This window comes from Paraburkholderia sp. Ac-20347, from assembly GCF_017104805.1.
In the GTDB taxonomy this organism is placed as follows: Bacteria; Pseudomonadota; Gammaproteobacteria; order Burkholderiales; family Burkholderiaceae; genus Paraburkholderia; species Paraburkholderia tropica.
This window is the reverse complement of sequence record NZ_JAAGPN010000159.1, coordinates 1-18,856: the sequence shown is the minus strand read 5'-3', so window position 1 is coordinate 18,856 and position 18,856 is coordinate 1. Positions and strand designations below refer to the sequence as shown.

The 18,856-nt window shown below is 65.2% G+C and carries 15 protein-coding genes; 10 read left to right on the top strand and 5 right to left on the bottom strand.

Going from position 1 to position 18,856, the window contains the following annotated elements:
• Positions 1-171 precede the first annotated feature (171 nt).
• The 6 genes from G3N97_RS25415 (at position 172) to G3N97_RS25390 (ending at position 6,943) form a co-directional block, all read left to right on the top strand.
• A complete protein-coding gene (locus G3N97_RS25415; RefSeq protein ID WP_205995824.1) occupies positions 172-1,071 on the top strand; it encodes a protease modulator HflC in 900 nt (299 codons plus the stop codon).
• Between the two features lie 44 nt (positions 1,072-1,115).
• Positions 1,116-1,307, top strand: a complete 192-nt coding sequence (locus G3N97_RS25410) for a DUF2065 domain-containing protein (RefSeq protein WP_065060230.1) — start codon at positions 1,116-1,118, stop codon at positions 1,305-1,307.
• 123 nt (positions 1,308-1,430) lie between these two features.
• Positions 1,431-2,582, top strand: a complete 1,152-nt coding sequence (locus tag G3N97_RS25405; RefSeq protein ID WP_205995822.1) for an ATP phosphoribosyltransferase regulatory subunit — start codon at positions 1,431-1,433, stop codon at positions 2,580-2,582.
• A 222-nt stretch (positions 2,583-2,804) separates the two neighbouring features.
• Entirely contained in the window at positions 2,805-4,151 is a 1,347-nt protein-coding gene (locus G3N97_RS25400; protein ID WP_065060228.1) for an adenylosuccinate synthase, read from the top strand.
• 23 nt (positions 4,152-4,174) lie between these two features.
• Positions 4,175-4,750 (top strand): phosphoribosyltransferase, encoded by a 576-nt coding sequence (locus G3N97_RS25395; RefSeq protein ID WP_205995820.1) that lies wholly within the window; start codon positions 4,175-4,177, stop codon positions 4,748-4,750.
• Between the two features lie 306 nt (positions 4,751-5,056).
• Complete coding sequence (locus G3N97_RS25390) at positions 5,057-6,943, top strand: potassium transporter Kup (RefSeq protein ID WP_205995818.1); 1,887 nt, start codon at positions 5,057-5,059, stop codon at positions 6,941-6,943.
• 147 nt (positions 6,944-7,090) lie between these two features.
• On the opposite strand, the gene G3N97_RS25385 is transcribed toward G3N97_RS25390, so the two are convergent.
• On the bottom strand, positions 7,091-9,436 hold the full coding sequence (locus tag G3N97_RS25385; RefSeq protein WP_205995816.1) for a Tex family protein: 2,346 nt from the start codon (positions 9,434-9,436) through the stop codon (positions 7,091-7,093).
• Between the two features lie 285 nt (positions 9,437-9,721).
• Here G3N97_RS25385 and G3N97_RS25380 point away from each other — a divergent pair, with 285 nt between their 5' ends.
• The 3 genes from G3N97_RS25380 (at position 9,722) to G3N97_RS25370 (ending at position 13,268) form a co-directional block, all read left to right on the top strand.
• Positions 9,722-10,636 carry a hypothetical protein gene (locus G3N97_RS25380; protein ID WP_205995814.1) on the top strand — a complete coding sequence of 305 codons (915 nt, stop codon included), beginning with the start codon at positions 9,722-9,724 and terminating at the stop codon, positions 10,634-10,636.
• A gap of 82 nt (positions 10,637-10,718) precedes the next feature.
• Positions 10,719-10,952, top strand: a complete 234-nt coding sequence (locus G3N97_RS25375; protein ID WP_074984447.1) for a DUF465 domain-containing protein — start codon at positions 10,719-10,721, stop codon at positions 10,950-10,952.
• 75 nt (positions 10,953-11,027) lie between these two features.
• On the top strand, positions 11,028-13,268 hold the full coding sequence (locus tag G3N97_RS25370) for an ATP-dependent DNA helicase (protein ID WP_205995812.1): 2,241 nt from the start codon (positions 11,028-11,030) through the stop codon (positions 13,266-13,268).
• A gap of 229 nt (positions 13,269-13,497) precedes the next feature.
• On the opposite strand, the gene G3N97_RS39610 is transcribed toward G3N97_RS25370, so the two are convergent.
• Positions 13,498-13,773: a hypothetical protein gene (locus G3N97_RS39610; RefSeq protein ID WP_082991928.1), complete on the bottom strand. Its 276-nt coding sequence runs from the start codon at positions 13,771-13,773 to the stop codon at positions 13,498-13,500.
• A 231-nt stretch (positions 13,774-14,004) separates the two neighbouring features.
• A complete protein-coding gene (locus G3N97_RS25360; protein ID WP_205995808.1) occupies positions 14,005-15,255 on the bottom strand; it encodes a cupin domain-containing protein in 1,251 nt (416 codons plus the stop codon).
• A 32-nt stretch (positions 15,256-15,287) separates the two neighbouring features.
• On the opposite strand from G3N97_RS25360, the gene G3N97_RS25355 reads away from it, so the two are divergent.
• The gene (locus tag G3N97_RS25355) at positions 15,288-15,833 is read left to right on the top strand and encodes a peptidylprolyl isomerase (protein ID WP_065060220.1); all 546 of its coding nucleotides are present in this window, start codon (positions 15,288-15,290) and stop codon (positions 15,831-15,833) included.
• Positions 15,834-15,930: 97 nt separating this feature from the next.
• Here the strand turns inward: G3N97_RS25355 and G3N97_RS25350 are convergent, their stop codons facing one another.
• Together G3N97_RS25350 and mutS are read right to left on the bottom strand one after the other, a co-directional pair.
• Positions 15,931-17,331, bottom strand: a complete 1,401-nt coding sequence (locus G3N97_RS25350) for a hypothetical protein (RefSeq protein WP_205995806.1) — start codon at positions 17,329-17,331, stop codon at positions 15,931-15,933.
• Positions 17,332-17,380: 49 nt separating this feature from the next.
• A partial coding sequence (gene mutS / locus G3N97_RS25345) for a DNA mismatch repair protein MutS (protein WP_205995804.1) occupies positions 17,381-18,856 on the bottom strand: 1,476 nt, incomplete at its 5' end.

Below are 18,856 nucleotides of genomic sequence, written 5' to 3'. Positions count from 1 at the left end.
CATCCTCAGAACCCCCAGCCGCAAAACGCGCAGCAGGGCGCCCAGCAGCAAGGCGCGGCGCCCGCGCCTTCGGCCAGCGACGCCGCGCAGGCGGCCAGCGATGCCTTCCGTTCGCGCGACGCGTTCCGTTCGCGCGGTCGCGAAGACGACGTGCAATAACGGAGCGCCGATATGAACAAGATCATTGCGTTCGTCGTCGCCTTCGTGGTGGTGGTGTTGCTGGCTTCGTCGTCGGTGTTCGTCGTCGATCCGCGTCATGTGGCGGTCGTGTCGTCGTCGGGCGGCTCGAAGGCTTCGCTCGCGGAGCCGGGCCTGCACGTGAAGCTGCCGCCGCCGTTTCAGGTCGCGACGTTTATCGACACCCGCATTCAGGCATTCGACGCACCCGACGCCGACCGTTACACGACCTCGGACAAGTCGGAGCTGCTCGTGAATCCGGTGGTGCGCTATCGCGTTGCCGATCCGCTCAAGCTCTTTGGCGCGACCAAGGGCGACACGCAGACGCTGGCCGACCGGCTCGCTTCGCTGTCGCGCGACGCGCTCGCCGACGCTTTCTCGAAGGTCACGCTGTCCGACGCGCTGCAACAGCAGGAAGCGATCGCCAATGCCGCGCGCGACGCGCTCAAGACGGCCGCCGCGCCGCTCGGCATCGACGTCATCGCGATCCAGCTCACGCGCATCGACTACCCGGCGGAAGTCGCCAACGTGGTCTACAAGCGCATGAGCGCGGCACGCGAGCAGGCCGCCGCCGACGAACGCGCGAAGGGCGCCGCCGAAGCGCAGCAGATCAAGGACGACGCCGAGCGCAAGCAGCAGGGCGTGGTCGCCGACGCGTACAGCCAGGCGCAGGCCATCAAGGGCGAAGGCGACGGCAAGGCCGCTGCAATCGCCGCGCAGGCATTCGGCCGCGATCCGGACTTCTATCGCTTCTACCAGAGCATGCAGGCGTATCGCGAGAGCTTCAAGCCGGGCGACGTCGTCGTGGTCGATTCGTCGAGCGACTTCTTTCGCTTCATGCGCAGTCCGAACGGAGACGCGCCGCAGGCTCCCGCCGCGTCGCGCAAACACTAAATTGAGACACAGGCGCCGCGCGTGTGCGCGGCGCATTTCTTCGCATGGACATAGCCGGCTCCCTGTTGCTCGCGATCGCACTGATGCTGATTATCGAGGGCATGTTCCCGTTCGTCTTTCCGACGGCGTGGCGCGACACTTTCCGTAGAATTGCGGAACGGCCGCCGCATCACATCCGGATTGGCGGGTTGATCGTGATGGCGCTCGGCCTCGTGCTGCTCATGCTCGCCACCTGAATTCAAGGCGCGCGCCGCGAGGGGCGCGCCGTTTCTATCGTCCGGTCCGTTCATGGCCCGAGTGAGGCGCGCCTTCGCGTGCGCCGCCGGCCTGCGTGGCCCTTTTTGTCGTAGGACTCACCGATGTCGACCTGGTTACTTCCCGAGAATATCGCCGACGTGCTGCCTTCCGAGGCGCGCAAGATCGAAGAACTGCGCCGCCGCCTGCTGGACCGTTTTCGCGCCTATGGCTACGAAATGGTCATGCCGCCGCTGCTCGAGTACCTCGAGTCGCTGCTCGTGGGCAGCGGGCGCGATCTGAACCTGCGCACCTTCAAGCTCGTCGATCAACTCTCGGGCCGCACGCTCGGGCTGCGCGCCGACATGACGCCGCAGGTCGCGCGCATCGACGCGCATCTGCTGAATCGTCAAGGCGTGACGCGCCTGTGCTACGCGGGCAACGTGCTGCATACGCTGCCGCGCGGCCTGCACGCCACGCGCGAGCAGATCCAGATCGGCGCGGAAATCTATGGCCACGCCGGCCTCGAAGCCGACCTCGAAATCCAGCAGCTGATGCTCGACGCGCTGCGTCTCGCGGGCCTTACGCAAGTGCGCCTCGATCTGTCGCACGCGGGCGTGCTCGCGGCGATCTTCGAAGCCGATCCGGCCGCTGCCGCGCTCGGCGACGCATTGTATGAAGCGCTCGCAGGAAAGGACGTGCCGCGTCTGGCCGAACTCACGGCGAAGCTCGAGCCGGTCACGCGCGACGCGCTGCGCGCACTGCCGACGCTGTACGGCGACGCGAGCGTGATCGACGAAGCCCGCAAGCGTCTGCCGGCGCTGCCGGGCATCGCGCGCGCGCTCGACGACCTGGCGTTCCTCCTCGGCGAAATCGAAGGCGCGGAACTGGCGCTCGATCTCGCCGATCTGGGCGGCTACGCGTATCACAGCGGCGTGATGTTCTCGGCCTACGTGGACGGCGTGCCGAACGCCGTCGCGCGCGGCGGCCGTTACGACAAGGTGGGCGAGGCCTACGGCCGCGCTCGCGCGGCAACCGGGTTCTCGCTCGATCTGCGCGAAGTGGCGCGTATTTCGCCGGTCGAAGCGCGCAGCAGCGCGATTCTCGCGCCGTGGAAGCACGACGAAGCGCTGCGCGCGGCCGTTGCGGCCCTGCGCGACGCGGGTGAAGTCGTCATCCAGGCGCTGCCGGGTCACGATCACGACATGGACGAGTTTGCCTGCGACCGCACGCTGGTCGAGCGCAACGGCGCCTGGGTCGTCGAAACGCGCGCTTAAACGGTCGTGTAGCGCGCGAAACGCGGTCGCACAGCGCTCGCAAAGCCGTCACAAAGCAGCCACAAAGCGGACATAACGCGACGCCCGGCGTACCTGCCGGGCAGGGCGTCTTGCTGCGCAGGCTGTTGAGCGCAAAAGGAAATTCCTGGAATTTCGGGAAAAAAAGGCGGTCTTGTCGCCGAACCCAGGTAGAATACGTTTTTAACCAGCTAACGAAACACCATGTCTGCCAGCGCAGTGAATGTAACCCCGGGACGCAACGTCGTCGTCGTGGGCACCCAATGGGGCGATGAAGGCAAGGGCAAGATCGTCGACTGGCTGACGGACCACGCGCAAGGCGTGGTGCGTTTCCAGGGCGGTCATAACGCCGGCCACACTCTCATCATCGGCGGTAAGAAGACCATTCTCCGACTGATCCCGTCGGGCATCATGCGCGCCGGCGTCGCCTGCTACATCGGCAACGGCGTGGTGCTCTCGCCTGAAGCCCTGTTCAAGGAAATCGGCGAGCTGGAAGAAGCGGGCATCGACGTTCAGAAGCGCCTCTTCATCTCCGAAGCCACCACGCTCATCCTCCCGTACCACATCGCCATCGACCAGGCGCGCGAAGCCAAGCGCGGCGCCGCGAAGATCGGCACGACCGGCCGTGGCATCGGCCCGGCGTACGAGGACAAGGTCGCGCGTCGCGGTCTGCGCGTGCAGGATCTGTTCGAGCCGGAAACGTTCGCCGCGCGTCTGCGCGAGAACCTCGACTACCACAACTTCGTGCTGACCCAGTACCTGGGCGCGCCGGCCGTGGACTATCAGCAGACGCTCGACACGATGCTGTCTTACGCCGAACGCCTGAAGCCGATGGTCACGGACGTGTCGCGTCGCCTGTACGACGTGAATCACGAAGGCGGCAACCTGCTGTTCGAAGGCGCGCAAGGCACGCTGCTCGACATCGACCACGGCACCTATCCGTTCGTCACGTCGAGCAACTGCGTCGCAGGTGCGGCGTCGGCGGGCGCGGGCGTCGGTCCGCAAAAGCTCAACTACGTGCTCGGCATCACCAAGGCGTACTGCACGCGCGTCGGTTCGGGCCCGTTCCCGAGCGAACTGTACGACGCCGACAACGCCGATCGCCAGGAAGAAGTGGGCCTCACGCTCGCGAAGGTCGGCAAGGAATTCGGTTCGGTCACGGGCCGTCCGCGCCGCACCGGCTGGCTCGACGCCGCCGCGCTGCGCCGCTCGATCCAGATCAATGGCGTGACGGGCCTGTGCATCACCAAGCTCGACGTGCTCGACGGCCTCGAAGAAGTGAAGCTCTGCGTTGGCTACAAGGTCGACGGCCAGGACGTGGACATCCTGCCGCGCGGCGCCTCGCAAGTGGCGGCCTGCGAGCCGGTCTACGAGACCTTCGCGGGCTGGAAGGAAAGCACCATCGGCATCACGCAGTTCGACGCGCTGCCGCAGAGTGCGCAGGCATACCTGAAGCGCGTGCAGGAAGTCGCCGGCGTGCCGATCGACATGGTTTCGACCGGCCCGGATCGCGACGAAACGATCCTGCTGCGTCATCCGTTCAAGGTCTAAGTAGCAAGAAGGTAGAAGCAAAGATGATTCAAATGATGGACCCGCGCAACGACGACAAGAACCTGTGGGTCGGCTGGGACGAATACCACCGGCTGATCGAAATGCTCGCGCTTCAGGTGCACGAATCGCGCTGGAAATTCGATCAGATCCTGTGTCTCGCGCGCGGCGGCCTGCGCGTGGGCGACCAGCTCTCGCGCATCTACGATCTGCCGCTGGCGATCCTTGCGACCAGCTCGTACCGCGAAGCGGCGGGCACGGAGCAGGGCGATCTCGACATCGCGCAGTACATCACGATGACGCGCGGTCACCTCGAAGGCAACGTGCTGCTCGTCGACGACCTCGTCGATTCGGGCGTCACGCTCGCACGCGTGCAGGAGCACCTGAAGGAGCGTTACCCGGCCGTGACCGGCGTGCGCTCGGCCGTGCTCTGGTACAAGGGCTGCTCGAAGGTGAAGCCGGACTATTTCGTCCAGCATCTGCCGACGAACCCCTGGATCCACCAGCCGTTCGAGGAGTGGGACACGGTGCGTCCGCACAACCTCGGCGCGTGGATCAAGCGCGGCCTGCAACAAGCCCAGCAGCAGAATTCGCAGGGTTGATGCACGCTGGCGTGCCGCCGCGGCCTTCGGGCCTGCGCGGCGCGGCCAGTCCATGAACGGAGCCTTTCGAGGCTCCGTTTTTTTTTGCCGCCGAGGCGCGCGTCGGTGCATTTCGGCGGGTTTCGGCGCGTTTTTACGCGCAAGGTCGCCGCTCGGGGCACAGACGGCTGACCGCGGTAAAGCGCCAATGCTAAACTGCGCGGGGACAAGGGTACGTCGCGGGGTCACAACGGCCACTCTGGTTCCGCCCGTAGCCGGTTTAGAATAGCGCTCGAATTTTTCCGCCTCAAACGGATCTCTGCGTATATGACAACTAGCACGCACGTGGCAAAACAGCCGCTACCTTCCCTGGCCGTAGCGGCCATCGGCGTGGTGTTCGGCGATATCGGCACGAGCCCGCTGTACTCCCTGAAAGAGGCGTTCAGCCCTTCTCACGGCATTCCGCTTACCAATACGTCCATCCTTGGCGTCATCTCGCTGCTGTTCTGGGCGATCATGATCGTCGTCAGCGTCAAATACGTGCTCATCGTGATGCGCGCCGACAACAACGGCGAAGGCGGCGTGCTCGCGCTCATGGCGCTCGCGCTGCGCTCGCTCGACCGCAAGAGCCGCTCGGTCGTCGTGCTCACCGCGCTGGGCATCTTCGGCGCCTGCATGTTCTACGGCGATGCGGTGATCACGCCGGCCATCTCGGTGATGTCGGCCGTCGAAGGTCTGGAAATCGCCGCGCCCAAGCTCACGCATCTGGTGCTGCCGCTCACGATGGTGATCCTGATCGCGCTGTTCTGGATCCAGCGTCACGGCACCGCGCTCGTCGGCCGCCTGTTCGGGCCGATCATGGTGATCTGGTTCATCACCATCGCCGTGCTCGGCGTCTCGCGCATCGTGCAGCAGCCGGGCGTGATCGCGGCGCTCAATCCGTACTACGCCTTCTCGTTCATGAGCGCGCATCTGCTGCAGGCCTACGTGGTGCTCGGCTCGGTCGTGCTGGTGCTGACCGGCGCGGAGGCGCTCTACGCCGACATGGGGCACTTCGGCGCGAAGCCCATCCGCTGCGCGTGGTACGGGCTCGTGATGCCCTCGCTGGTGCTCAACTATTTCGGTCAGGGCGCACTGCTGATGCAGGATCACCACGCGATCGAAAATCCGTTCTTCCTGCTCGCGCCGGACTGGGCGCTCCTGCCGCTCGTCGTGCTCTCGACGGTTGCTACGGTGATCGCGTCGCAAGCCGTCATTTCGGGCGCGTACTCGCTGACGAGCCAGGCGATCCTGCTCGGCTACGTGCCGCGCATGAAGGTGCTGCACACGTCCGATCTCGCCATCGGCCAGATCTATGTGCCGGTCGTGAACTGGATGCTGCTGTTCATCATTCTGTGCATCGTGGTCGGCTTCAAGAGTTCGGATAACCTGGCGGCGGCGTACGGTATCGCCGTGACCGCGACCATGGTGATGACCACGATCCTCGTGAGCGTCGTCATGACGAAGCTGTGGAAGTGGAACAAGTGGCTGGTCGGGCTCATCATCGCGGGCCTGCTGATCATCGACCTCGGCTTCTTCGGCGCGAATCTGCTCAAGGTCGAGGAAGGCGGCTGGCTGCCGCTCGGTATCGGCGCGCTGCTGTTCTTCCTGCTGATGACGTGGTTCAAAGGCCGCATGATCGTGAAGGAGCGCACGGCCGCCGACGGCATTCCGCTGATGCCCTTCCTGCAAGGTCTGCTCGCGCATCCGCCGCACCGCGTGTCCGGCACCGCCATCTATCTGACGGGCAGCGACACGCTCGTGCCGGTGAGCCTGCTGCACAACCTCAAGCACAACAAGGTGCTGCACGAGCGCACGATTTTCCTCACGTTCAAGATTCGCGACATTCCGTACGTGTCGAACGCGGAGCGCGTGAGCGTGAAGGATATCGGCGGCGGTCTCTATCTCGTGAAGGCCGATTACGGCTTCAACGAAACGCCGGACGTGAAGGCGGTGCTCGAGGAGATCGGCCGCATCGAAGGCATGTCGTTCGAGATGATGGACACGTCGTTCTTCCTCGCGCGCGAAACGGTGGTGCCGACGCAATTGCCAGGCATGTCGATCTTCCGCGAGCGTGTGTTCGCGTGGATGCACCAGAACGCCGCCAAGCCGACCGACTTCTTCAGCATTCCCGCGAATCGCGTGGTCGAGCTGGGGACGAAGATCGAGATCTGATCGTTTGCTTCATGACGCAAAAAAGCCGCCCGAGGGCGGCTTTTTTATTGCGCGATTTTCGCGCGGCTCAGCGCTTCATGGGCTTCAAGCGCTTCAAGCTCGGCACGGGCTCGCATTGCGCGCGGCCCGCGCCGTGTGTGACCGACCTCAGCGCTTGAGCTTCGCGAACGCCGCCGCCATTGCGTTCACCGGCTCTTCGCCGCGCGAACGCTGACCACCGCGATTGGCGTTGCCGCCACGGTCGTTGCGATCACGGCCGCCGCCGCTCGCCGCGCCGCCACCGGCGCGCTGCGCCGCGCTCGCGGGATCGTCGTCCATACGCATCGTGAGCGCGATACGCTGACGCTTCACGTCGACGTCGAGCACCTTCACCTTCACGACCTGACCGGCCTTCACGACTTCGTGCGGGTCCTTGATGAACTTCGTCGACATCGCCGAGACGTGCACGAGACCGTCCTGATGCACGCCGATGTCGATGAACGCGCCGAACGCCGCCACGTTGGTCACGACGCCTTCGAGCACCATGCCCGGCACGAGATCGGAGACCTTCTCGACGCCGTCGCGGAACGTCGCCGTCTTGAACTCGGGACGCGGATCGCGGCCCGGCTTTTCGAGCTCGGAGAGAATGTCGCGCACGGTCGGCAGACCGAAGCGCTCGTCGACGAACTCAGCGGGCGAGAGGCCCGAGAGCGCCTCGCGGCTGCCGAGCACGTCGCCGATCGTGCGCTGGATCTTCGCGAGCATGCGCTCGACGACCGGATACGCTTCCGGGTGCACCGACGAGCGATCGAGCGGATTCTCGCCGCTGTTGATGCGCAGGAAGCCCGCGGCCTGCTCGAAGGTCTTGTCGCCGAGGCGCGGCACCTTCTTCAGATGTTCGCGCGACGGGAACGGACCGTTCGCATCTCGGTAATCGACGATATTGCGTGCGAGCGTCGAGTTCAGACCCGACACGCGTGCGAGCAGTGCGACCGAAGCCGTATTCGCATCGACGCCCACGGCGTTCACGCAGTCCTCGACCACGGCGTCGAGCGAGCGCGCGAGTTCGCGCTGGTTCACGTCGTGCTGATACTGGCCGACGCCGATCGCCTTCGGCTCGATCTTCACGAGTTCGGCGAGGGGGTCTTGCAGACGACGCGCGATCGACACGGCGCCGCGCAGCGACACGTCCAGCTCGGGGAATTCCTTCGCCGCCAGTTCGGACGCCGAATAAACCGACGCGCCCGCTTCGGACACGACGATCTTCTGCAGCTTCAACTCGGGATGCTTCGCGATCAGTTCGCTCGCGAGCTTGTCGGTCTCGCGCGAAGCGGTGCCGTTGCCGATGCTGACGAGTTCGGCCTGCGTCTGCGCGGCGATGCGCGCGAGCTTCGCGAGCGAGCCGTCCCAGTCGCGGCGCGGCTCGTGCGGGTAGATCGTGTCGGTCGCGAGCAGCTTGCCGGTGCGATCGACCACGGCCACCTTGACGCCCGTGCGCAGACCCGGATCGAGGCCGATCACGGCCTTCGGACCGGCCGGCGCGGCCAGCAGCAGATCCTTGAGATTGCGCGCGAACACGCGGATCGCCTCGGTCTCGGCCAGTTCGCGCAGGTTCGTCAGCAGTTCGTTTTCGAGGTGCGGCTGCACCTTCACGCGCCAGCACCAGCGGCACACGTCGGAGAGCCACTTGTCGGCGGGGCGGCCCAGATTCGAAATGTTGAAGTGGCGCGCGATATGGCCTTCGCCCGGATGCGGCGTCTGCGCATCGAGCTCGCCGCCGAGGCCGAGCTTGACCATCAGCACGCCGGCGTTACGGCCGCGGAACAGCGCGAGCGCGCGGTGCGACGGCACGGTCTTGATGGTCTCGGAGTAGTCGTAGTAGTCGCGGAACTTCTCGCCTTCCTCTTTCTCCTTGCCTTCGATCACGGTCGACGTCACCTTGCCCTGGTTTTGCAGCCAGTCGCGCAGCTTGCCGAGCAGTTCGGCCGTTTCGCCGAACTGTTCGGAGAGGATGTCGCGCGCGCCGTCGAGCGCGGCCTTCACGTCGGCGACGCCTTTCTCCGCGTCCACGTACTGCGCGGCTTCCGTCTGCGGATCGAGCAGCGGATTGGCGAGCAGCGCGTCGGCGAGCGGCTGCAGACCGGCTTCGCGCGCGATCTGCGCGCGCGTGCGGCGCTTGGGCTTGTACGGCAGATAGAGGTCTTCGAGAACCTGCTTGCTGTCGGCGGTCTCGATGGCGGTGCGCAGTTCGTCGGTGAGCTTGCCTTGCTCTTCGATGCTCGCGAGGATCGCGGCACGGCGCTCTTCGAGTTCACGCAGATACAGCAGACGCTCTTCGAGCGTGCGCAACTGGGTATCGTCGAGATTGTCCGTGACTTCCTTGCGGTAGCGGGCGATGAACGGAACGGTCGCTCCTTCGTCGAGAAGCTGGACGGCGGCCGCCACCTGACGCGGTTGAACGTTCAATTCGGTGGCGATACGCTGGACGATCTTGAGTGCTACGGTTTCCGTCATAGGGTCTGGATATTCCTGCGAGGATCGGTTTGCAGTCCGGTTTTCGGTCCGACGACCGGGCGGAGCGCACCCGCGAGGGAACGCCCGCTGGCCGGTGGAGCGGGGCATTTTGCCATAAATGGCGGAGCGCTCGAGTCGGGGGGTGTTAGAATTTCCCCCATGTTCCGCTGCCCTCAGAAGACGTTGATCCCATCCCGTTTGTCACCTGTCCGGTCCGTTGCGCGCGAAGGCGCTGCATGGCGGACCTCCGCCCGCGCGGCGGTTTGTGCCGTCGCGTTGCTGGCGATGGCGAACGTTCCGGCCCTCGCGCAAGACGAGGCCGCCCAGCAGGCAGTGTCGGGCGCTCCCGCGGTTAGCGGCGCGCAAGGCGCGAGCCCGGTGGAAGTGGGCGGTCCGATAGGTTCGGGCGCAGCGGCTTCGGGCTTGCCGGCTTCGGCTGCGATCGCGGCATCGGGTGCAGCAAACACCGACGTGCAGAACGATTTTGCCGCGCGTCAGAAGGTGCTCGACCGGCGCACGGCGGAGAACAACTATCGCTACGGCGTGGCGCAGCACAATTGCTACGACAAGTTCTTCGTGAATCACTGTCTGAGCAAGGCGCGCGACACGATGCGCGTGGTGCAGGCGGACATCCGCCAGAAGCAGTTGCAGCTCGACGAAGAGCAGCGCGCCGACAACGCGCGTCGCCGCGACGAGCAGGCCGCCCTGCAACGCGCGCGCGACGAAGCGGACGCACCGCAGCGCGCCGCGAATGAGGCGAAGAGCGCGCAGGCGTTCGAGGACAAGCAGCGTCAGCATGCGCTCGATCAGGCGCAGCGCCAGGCCGAAGCGCCGCAGCGCGCCGCGAACGAGCAGGCGTATCAGGACAAGCTGCGCCAGCACGCGCTGGATCAGGCGCAGCGTCAGGGCGAACAGGCCCAGTCGCAGCGCGCGGCCAATCAGGCGGCGTACGACAAGAAGCAATCGGATTTCCAGAAGCAGCTCGACCAGGCGCGCGCCGAAGGCCAGCAGAAGGCGGAGGAGCGCAACCAGAAGGCTGAACGCTTCCAGCAGAAGCAGGACGAGGCGGCGAAGCACAAGGCCGACGTCGAAGCGCGTCAGAAACAGGCGGCCGAGAAGGCGCAGCAGCAGGCGCAACAAAAGCAGCAACAGGAACAACAGCAACAGCAGCAGCAAAAACAGCAATCGCAGGGCCAGTAGCACCACGCTTTTTCAGCCGGTCAGCAACCTCAGGCGCGCGACCCTTCGCACGGCGCGCGCCGATCATGACGAGGAGGCGAGCATGCGCGAGCATCGTGAAGTCAAAGGCGAGGTCCTTCGTGACCGCATTCTGCAACTGGAATCGGAACACGGCGACCTCAATCGTCAGATCGAGAGGCTCTGCGAGACGTCGGACTTCGACGATCTCGAACTGCAGAAGCTGAAGAGGCGCAAGCTCAAGCTCAAGGACAACATCATCCTGCTGCAACTGCAGCTGGACCCCGATTCAACGAAGACCTCGAACGGGCACGCCTGATTCCGGGTCCCGGCAGGCGCCGGGGCGCGGCCGCAGTCGGGCTGTGCCTCGAGGACCGAGCAGGAACCGCTTGCCTTGAATTCAACGACCGTTTCCCGAACCCAGCCTGCACGCGATGGCGGCGCGCAGGCTGGTGACGCTCGCGCCGCGCAAGCCGCATCGCCCGCGCTGAGCACGCGTCGCGCCGCCGAACTCCAGGAACTCTTTGCCGCCGACGGCTTGCTTGCGCGCGAGATCGATGGCTATCGTCCGCGTGCCGCGCAGATCGAGATGGCGAGCGCCGTGGCCGCCGCGATGGAAGCCGCCGCACAGGCGCAGCCCGATCCTGCCGCGTTCGAATTGCAGTCGCGTCCGGCGCGCCGTCTGGAACGCGGCGCACCCGCGCCGGCTGCCGCGAATGGCGACGAAGCGTCGCGCGCCGATTCGGGCGACAACACGCTGATCGTCGAAGCGGGTACGGGCACGGGCAAGACCTACGCGTATCTCGTGCCGGCGATGCTGTGGGGCGGCAAGGTGATCGTCTCCACGGGCACGAAGCACTTGCAGGATCAGCTCTTCGCGCGCGACATTCCCACCGTGCGCGACGCGCTTGCGGTGCCCGTGAGCGTCGCGATGCTCAAGGGCCGCTCGAACTACCTGTGTCACTACTACCTGCAACGCACGGCCGACAACGGCCGCTTGCCGTCGCGCCAGGAAACCTCGTATCTGCAGGAGATCATCCGCTTCGCGAAGATCACGCGATCGGGCGACAAGGCCGAACTCGCGAGCGTGCCGGAGACGGCGGCCGTGTGGTCGATGGTCACTTCGACGCGCGACAACTGCCTCGGCCAGGAGTGTCCGCATTACAAGGATTGCTTCGTGATGCACGCGCGCCGCGAAGCGCAGCAGGCCGACATCGTGGTGGTGAATCACCATCTGTTTTTCGCCGACATCATGCTGCGCGACACCGGCATGGCCGAATTGCTGCCGAGCGCGAACACGATCATCTTCGACGAAGCGCATCAGTTGCCTGAAACCGCCACGCTGTTCTTCGGCGAGACGCTCTCGACGGCGCAGTTCCTCGAACTCGCGCGCGATTGTGTCGCGGAAGGTCTCGCGCATGCGCGCGATGCGGTGGAGTGGGTGAAGCTCGCTGCGGGCGTCGAACGCGCCGCGCGCGACGTGCGCCTCGCGTTCAAGGAAGATTCGCTGCGGCTGTCGATCACGCAGTTGCCCGACGACCATCCGCTCTTCGACGCGCTCGACGCGTTGCAGACCGAACTGGGCACACTCGCGACGGCGCTCGCCGGCCAGGCCGAGCGTGCGGAATCGCTGGGCACGTGCATGCGCCGCGCGCGCGAGTTGCAGGGCATTCTCGCGGGCTGGACCGGCGCCGCAGTGGCCGAGCCGGCGCGCAAGCCCGAAGGCGAGGGCGAAGCCGCGAAAGAATACCCGAGCGACGACGAAAAGGTCCGCTGGGTCGAAGTGTTCTCGCACACGGTGCAGTTGCACGAGACGCCGCTCTCGGTCGCGCCGATCTTCGCGAAGCAGCGCGCGGGCGTGCCGCGCACGTGGATTTTCACGTCGGCGACCTTGTCGGTGCGCGGCGACTTCACGCACTACGCGGCGCAGATGGGCTTGAGCTCGCGCCGCTCGATGACCTTGCCGAGCCCGTTCGATTATCCCGAGCAGGGCTTGCTGTACGTGCCGCGCAATATGCCGCAGCCGTCGTCGCCGCAATTCACCGACGCCGTGTTCGATGCCGCTCTGCCGGCAATCGAGGCATCGGGTGGCGGCGTGTTCATGCTGTGCACGACGCTGCGCGCGGTCGATCGCATCGCCGCTAAGCTGCGTGACACGATCGAGGCGCGCGGCTGGAGCACGCCCTTGCTCGTGCAAGGCGACGCGAGCCGCACCGAATTGCTCGAGCGCTTCCGCGCTTACGGGAACGCGATTCTGGTGGGCAGCCAGAGCTTCTGGGAAGGCGTGGACGTGCGCGGCGATGCGCTGTCGCTCGTCGTCATCGACAAGCTGCCGTTCGCGCCGCCCGACGATCCCGTGCTGGCCGCGCGACTCGATGCGCTGACCAAGAAAGGCTTGAGTCCTTTTGCGGTACATCAACTTCCGCAAGCGGTGATCACGCTCAAGCAGGGTGCGGGCCGCCTGATTCGCGCGGAGACCGATCGCGGCGTGCTGATGATCTGCGATACGCGTCTCGTCGATAAGCCCTATGGACGTCGCATCTGGCAGAGTCTGCCGCCGTTCAAGCGCACCCGCGAAATCGAAGTCGTCAAGGCGTTCTTCGAAGACGAGGAAGAGGGCGAGCAAGCCAGCTAAAGAGGCTCAGCGGAGGCTCAGCGCGTAATACGCGCTTGCAGATGCGTCGCGCCTGTTACATGCGCGGCGCATGAAGAAAATCCCGGTGGAAAACAAAAAAGCCACGAACTTGCGTTCGTGGCTTTTTTGCGTGCCCGCTGTGCGACTGGCGATGTCGCCAGGCTGCACCGCGGTTCGCTGCGATGCCCGCTGGAGCCGAAGCTCGGCACGGGCCTCGTGCGAATGCAGCTTACTGGCTTGCGCCCGATGCCGGAGCAGCAGCCGAAGCAGCTGCGTCCGAAGCAGCAGCGCCAGCGTCCGAAGCAGCAGCCGTAGCCGAAGCAGCAGCGTCGCTCGCAGCAGCAGCAGCGCCCGAAGCAGCAGCAGCAGCGTCCGAAGCGGCAGCAGCCGGTGCCGAAGCAGCCGTTGCGTCGCTAGCCGGCGCAGCGGCTTGGTCGCTGCTCTTGTTGCACGCAGCGAGTGCAACAGCTGCCAGCAGGGATGCTACGAGGAGGGATTTCTTCATGATCACGTCCTTTTATGGTTAAAGGTAAGCAACAGCGCAAAATAATACCGGTAATGTGCCCCAACACCGACCTGAGCCGCTGGTGGAGATGCACTGCAAGAGCGTGAATCTTCCCTACGGCCTGGCCGGAAATTATAGGCACTTTCGTATCGACCGTCGACAAATCCGGGGACAATACGTTGTCTTTCTCATACAAGCACTATATTAGTACGGTATAACAGTCCGAAGCGCTTACGCAAGCTCTCCGGTCCGTATCCAGCCCGCACAATACCATTCGTGTAGTAACGCTGTCACACACGAATCGTGTGAGAGTGTTACAAAGCGTTTCCCATCCAGAAAGCGGTTGTCAGCCAAGGCCGGCAGCCACTTTCGGGCTTCTCTGAGCAAGTACTGTTCCCCGTTCAGGTAGTACGACCGCGCATCGTAAAGCAGGATCGTCCTGCGGTCGAGTCTTATCCCGCTTTTCGCGGCGCGCGCAACAAAACGGGCCTCGTCGAGGGGTTTTTCGGGGGCGTCGAAGACCACATTGGCCTTCGGTTCCGAAAGGTACGAGCCCACGAACGACGACACATCGCCATCGCTCCAACGCACTTTAGCAAGCACGGCCGCAACGCGCTCCACAAGTGCCGGGGGCACTTGCGCGGGATGCGCCACGGCGGGCTGATCCGGGTCGCGATAAAGCGCGCTTTTTGCGCCCTTCGCACCGGGCTGCGCGGCGTCGTCGGCGCCACGTTCGGCGAGCCAGTAGAGAAACTGGTTCGTGAGCTCCGACGTGGAAGGCGAACGAAAGCCGATCGAGCAGGTCATGCACTCGCCTTCGGCCACGCCGTCGTGCGCGATGTGCGGCGGCAGATAGAGCATGTCGCCAGGCTCCAGCACCCACTCTTCCTCGGGTTCGAAATTCGCGAGAATTTTCAGCGGCATGCCTTCCTGCAGCGACAGGTCGCGCTGCGCGCCGAAGCGCCAGCGGCGCTTGCCGTGCACCTGCAGGAGAAACACATCGTAGGAATCGAAATGCGGGCCGACACCGCCGCCATCGGTCGCATACGAGATCATCAGATCGTCGAGACGGGCGTCGGGTGCGAAACGGAAGCGTTCGAGCAGGGCGCGGGCGCGATCGTCGTGAAGGTCGGCGCCTTGCACGAGCAGCGTCCATTGACGCGTTTTCGGCGTGGGCAGCTCGTCGGCGCCGAACGGGCCGTGTTCGAGCGACCAGCGCTTGCGGAAATGCGTGATGAGGCGCGATTCGACGTCGTCGCTGTCGGCAAGCGCGAACAACTCGTCGCGCGAAAGCGGCGCCTCGATGCCGGGTATCGCCTGGCGGATCAAGAGCGGCTTTTTCTGCCAGTATTGCTTCATGAACTGCGCCGGACTCAGGCCGCCCAGCAACGATGTGGGTGCGTCGGGCGCGGGGCGTGCCGCGGAGGAGGGGGCGCGCTGCTTGCGCGCGTCCTCCACGTGGTCAGGGGACCGCTTGGGCATCGTATAATGTGGTCTGTAATCTGGAGGATCGAATGAAAATTGCAAAGGACACCGTCGTGTCGGTCGCTTACAAGCTATCGGATGCGCAGGGCAATCTGATTGAGGAAAGCGACGAGCCGATGGTCTATCTGCACGGCGGCTATGATGGCACGTTCCCCAAGATCGAGGAAGTGCTGGACGGCAAGGAGCCGGGCTTCGAGACCCAGATCCAGCTTGAGCCGCAGGATGCGTTCGGCGAGTACGATCCGGAACTCGTGAAGATCGAGCCGCGCACCCGTTTCCCTGAACCGCTCGAAGTCGGCATGCAGTTCGAAGGCACGCCGGAAGAAGGCGACGAGGATCTCGACGCGCTCATCTACACGGTCACCGACGTCGCGGAAGACAAGGTCGTGCTCGACGGCAATCATCCGCTGGCCGGCATGGCGCTGCGTTTTTCGCTGAGCGTGAAGGAAGTGCGTCAGGCGACGGAAGACGAAATCGAGCATGAGCACGCGCACGGCGCCGATGGTCTCGAAGTCATCGACGAAGACGAGGAAGACGACGGCGACGAAGCCGAGTCGAAACCTACCCTGCACTGATCTCGCCGATCAGTCGACGCGCCGGCCTCAGGGCCGGCGTTTTTCGTTTACGCGCGGATTCGGCGAGCGTGATGTAGTGACGCAGCCGTTCGCGCGTTCAGTAACCGGGCGCCGCGCTGCTGGCGGGCGAGGTGCCGTGACCGACCCACGGCGGTGCAAGCTGGAGCGGCGCGGTGTGGGCGCCCGGCGCGTTCGTGGCCGGCGCGCCTTGCCAGTCCGGCGGCATCGAGGCGCCGCTGGCAGGCATGGCCGGCATGCCGTTCACACCGTAGGCGTCGTTGACGTCCGGCGCTTGCTGCATGCCGGGGATTTCGGTGACGTCGGGCATCGACGACACCTCGGGCATGTCCGGCACGGCAGGCGACGCGTTGACACCGGGTATCGCCGGCGGCTCCTGCGGCGGCAGCAGCGGCAAATGTTTCGGTACGTCGCGCACGCTGATGCGTAGTGGCGTGCGGCGCGTCATGTCTGCGTCGATCTGTAGCCATTGCGTGAGCGGATCGCGCAGCGCGAAGTTGATACGGGTTACGTTTGCAATCCTGACGCCCTTCTCGGTGCGCAAGGGTTGGTCGATCGCGAAGCCGCGCGCGAGCCGAGTTTCGTCCGGGTTGATGATCACGATCGGCCCACGGAAGGTTTCGGCGGCCTTGATGAGGCTGCGCCGCAATTCGGTATAGCCGTCGCGTTGCGCACGCCGGAAACGCAGCCACGCGAAGCGCTCGGGGCGCTCGTAGTGCTCGGGCATCGCATTGCCCTGCATGAAGATGACGATGGCGCGCGCGTTGCGGCGCCGTGCGTATTCGGCCGCGTGTTCGATCCAGAAACCGTTGGCGATGACGCGGTCTTCGAATTCGCCGTTGCGCCCGCCTGCGTTCAAATAATGGTTGTTGTCGCCGGGCACGTTCAGCGCGATGAACACGGTGTCGCCGGTTTGCCAGCGCGCATTTTCCCGATACGGCCGGAAGCGCGACACTTCGCTTTCGCGCGTGAGCGTCAGCGGATTTTCGCCGAGCGAATTGCTGTCGCCGAAAAAATTCTGACGCAGAAAATCGAGACGCTCGACCGGGTCCCAGGCGCCGCTGCCGCTCATGCCGCAGTTCGCCCAGTCGCGCTGGCCCGGCACGAACACGAGCGGCGGGCGCGATGCCGAGAGCAAGGCGTGGCGGCGCTCGTACAGGTTGTCCGCGCACGATTCGCGCGGGCCTTTGAGATTGCCGTCGTAGACTACAAAGGCAATTTGCGGATCGCGCCCGATGGCATCGACGAGACGTTGCAGCGTGCCTTCGTCGCCGGGCTCGGTCACGACGTTCGCGAGCACCGCGAACGAATAGCGCTGCGAGGACGCGGCCGATTGCGGCTGCGCCCAGGTCAGGCCGGGCAGCACGAGCGCGATGAGCAAACCTGGCAGCGCGAGCACGAACCGTAGTGCGCTCAGACGCCACGCCTGCACCGACGCGCGCCACCTGCCGTGCATATTTTTCAGATAGCGCGAATGCATCCGCCCGCGGCCTCGTGTGGCAGGCCGCGGCGGCGTCGCAGAGCGACGCTCAGCGTTTGGCGTCCGGCGCTGTGGCCAGCTCATGCAGTTCGTACAGCAGGTCGAGTGCGTCGCGCGGACGCAGCTCGTTGGGATCGATTGCACGCAACCGCTCCGCCACACGCGCCGCCGCCGGATCTTCTTCGGCTTGGGGCGCATCTTCGACATAGTGTTTCGGTGCGTCGAATTCGTCGTCGATCGCAGCGGCGGGCGCGGCGAACAGATCGAGCTGCGGCGTGGGCTGGCCCGCCGACATCTGCTCGAGATGCACGAGATGCTTGCGCGCCGCGCGTATCACCGAATTGGGCACGCCCGCGAGTTGGGCGACCTGCAAGCCGTAACTCTGGTTCGCCGGGCCTTCGCTCACGGCGTGCAGGAACACGATGCCGTGACCGTGCTCGACCGCCGAGAGATGCACGTTCGCCGCCTGCGCGAATTCCGCGGGCAGTTGCGTGAGTTCGAAGTAGTGCGTGGCGAACAGCGTGTGGCAGCCGTTGCCCGACAGCAGATGCCGCGCAATCGCCCAGGCGAGCGCGAGGCCGTCGAACGTCGAGGTGCCGCGGCCGATTTCGTCCATCAGCACGAGACTTTGCGGCGTGGCGTCGTTGAGGATCGCCGCGGCTTCGGTCATTTCCACCATGAAGGTCGAGCGGCCGCCCGCGAGGTCGTCCGCCGCGCCGATACGCGTGAAGATGCGGTCGATCGGACCGAAGCGCGCACGCTTCGCGGGCACATAACTGCCCACGTAGGCGAGCAACGCGATCAGCGCGGTCTGGCGCATGAACGTCGACTTACCGCCCATGTTCGGGCCGGTGATCAGCAGCAGCTTGCGGTCCGCGTTGAGCACGCAGTCGTTCGCGATGAACTGCTCGACCTGCGCCTCGACCACCGGATGCCGGCCTTGTTCGATCTCGATACCAGGCGCGTCGGAAAACGACGGCGCGGCCCAATCGAGCGCGCGCGCCCGTTCCGCGAACGCGGCCAGCAGGTCGAGTTCGGCGAGCGCGGCGGCCACGCGCTGGCAATCGAGCAGATACGGCAGCAGCGATTGCAGCAGCGCGTCGTAGAGCGCCTTCTCGCGTGCGAGCGCGCGTTCCTGCGCGGAGAGCGCCTTGTCCTCGAACGTCTTCAACTCGGGCGTGATGTAGCGCTCGGCGTTCTTCAGCGTCTGGCGACGGCGATAGTCGTCAGGGACTTTGTCGGTCTGGCCGCGCGTGACTTCGATATAGAAGCCGTGCACCTTGTTGTATTCGACGCGCAGATTGCCGATGCCCGTGCGCGTGCGTTCGCGTGCTTCGAGATCGATCAGGAACTGGCCGCAGTTCTCGGACATGTCGCGCAGTTCGTCGAGTTCCGCGTCGTAGCCGCGCGCGATCACGCCGCCGTCGCGGATCATGGCCGCCGGTTCCGGCGCGACCGCGCGATGCAGCAGCTCGGCGCATTCGGGCGGCGGATCGAGCAAATCGACGATGCGGGCGAGCGACGC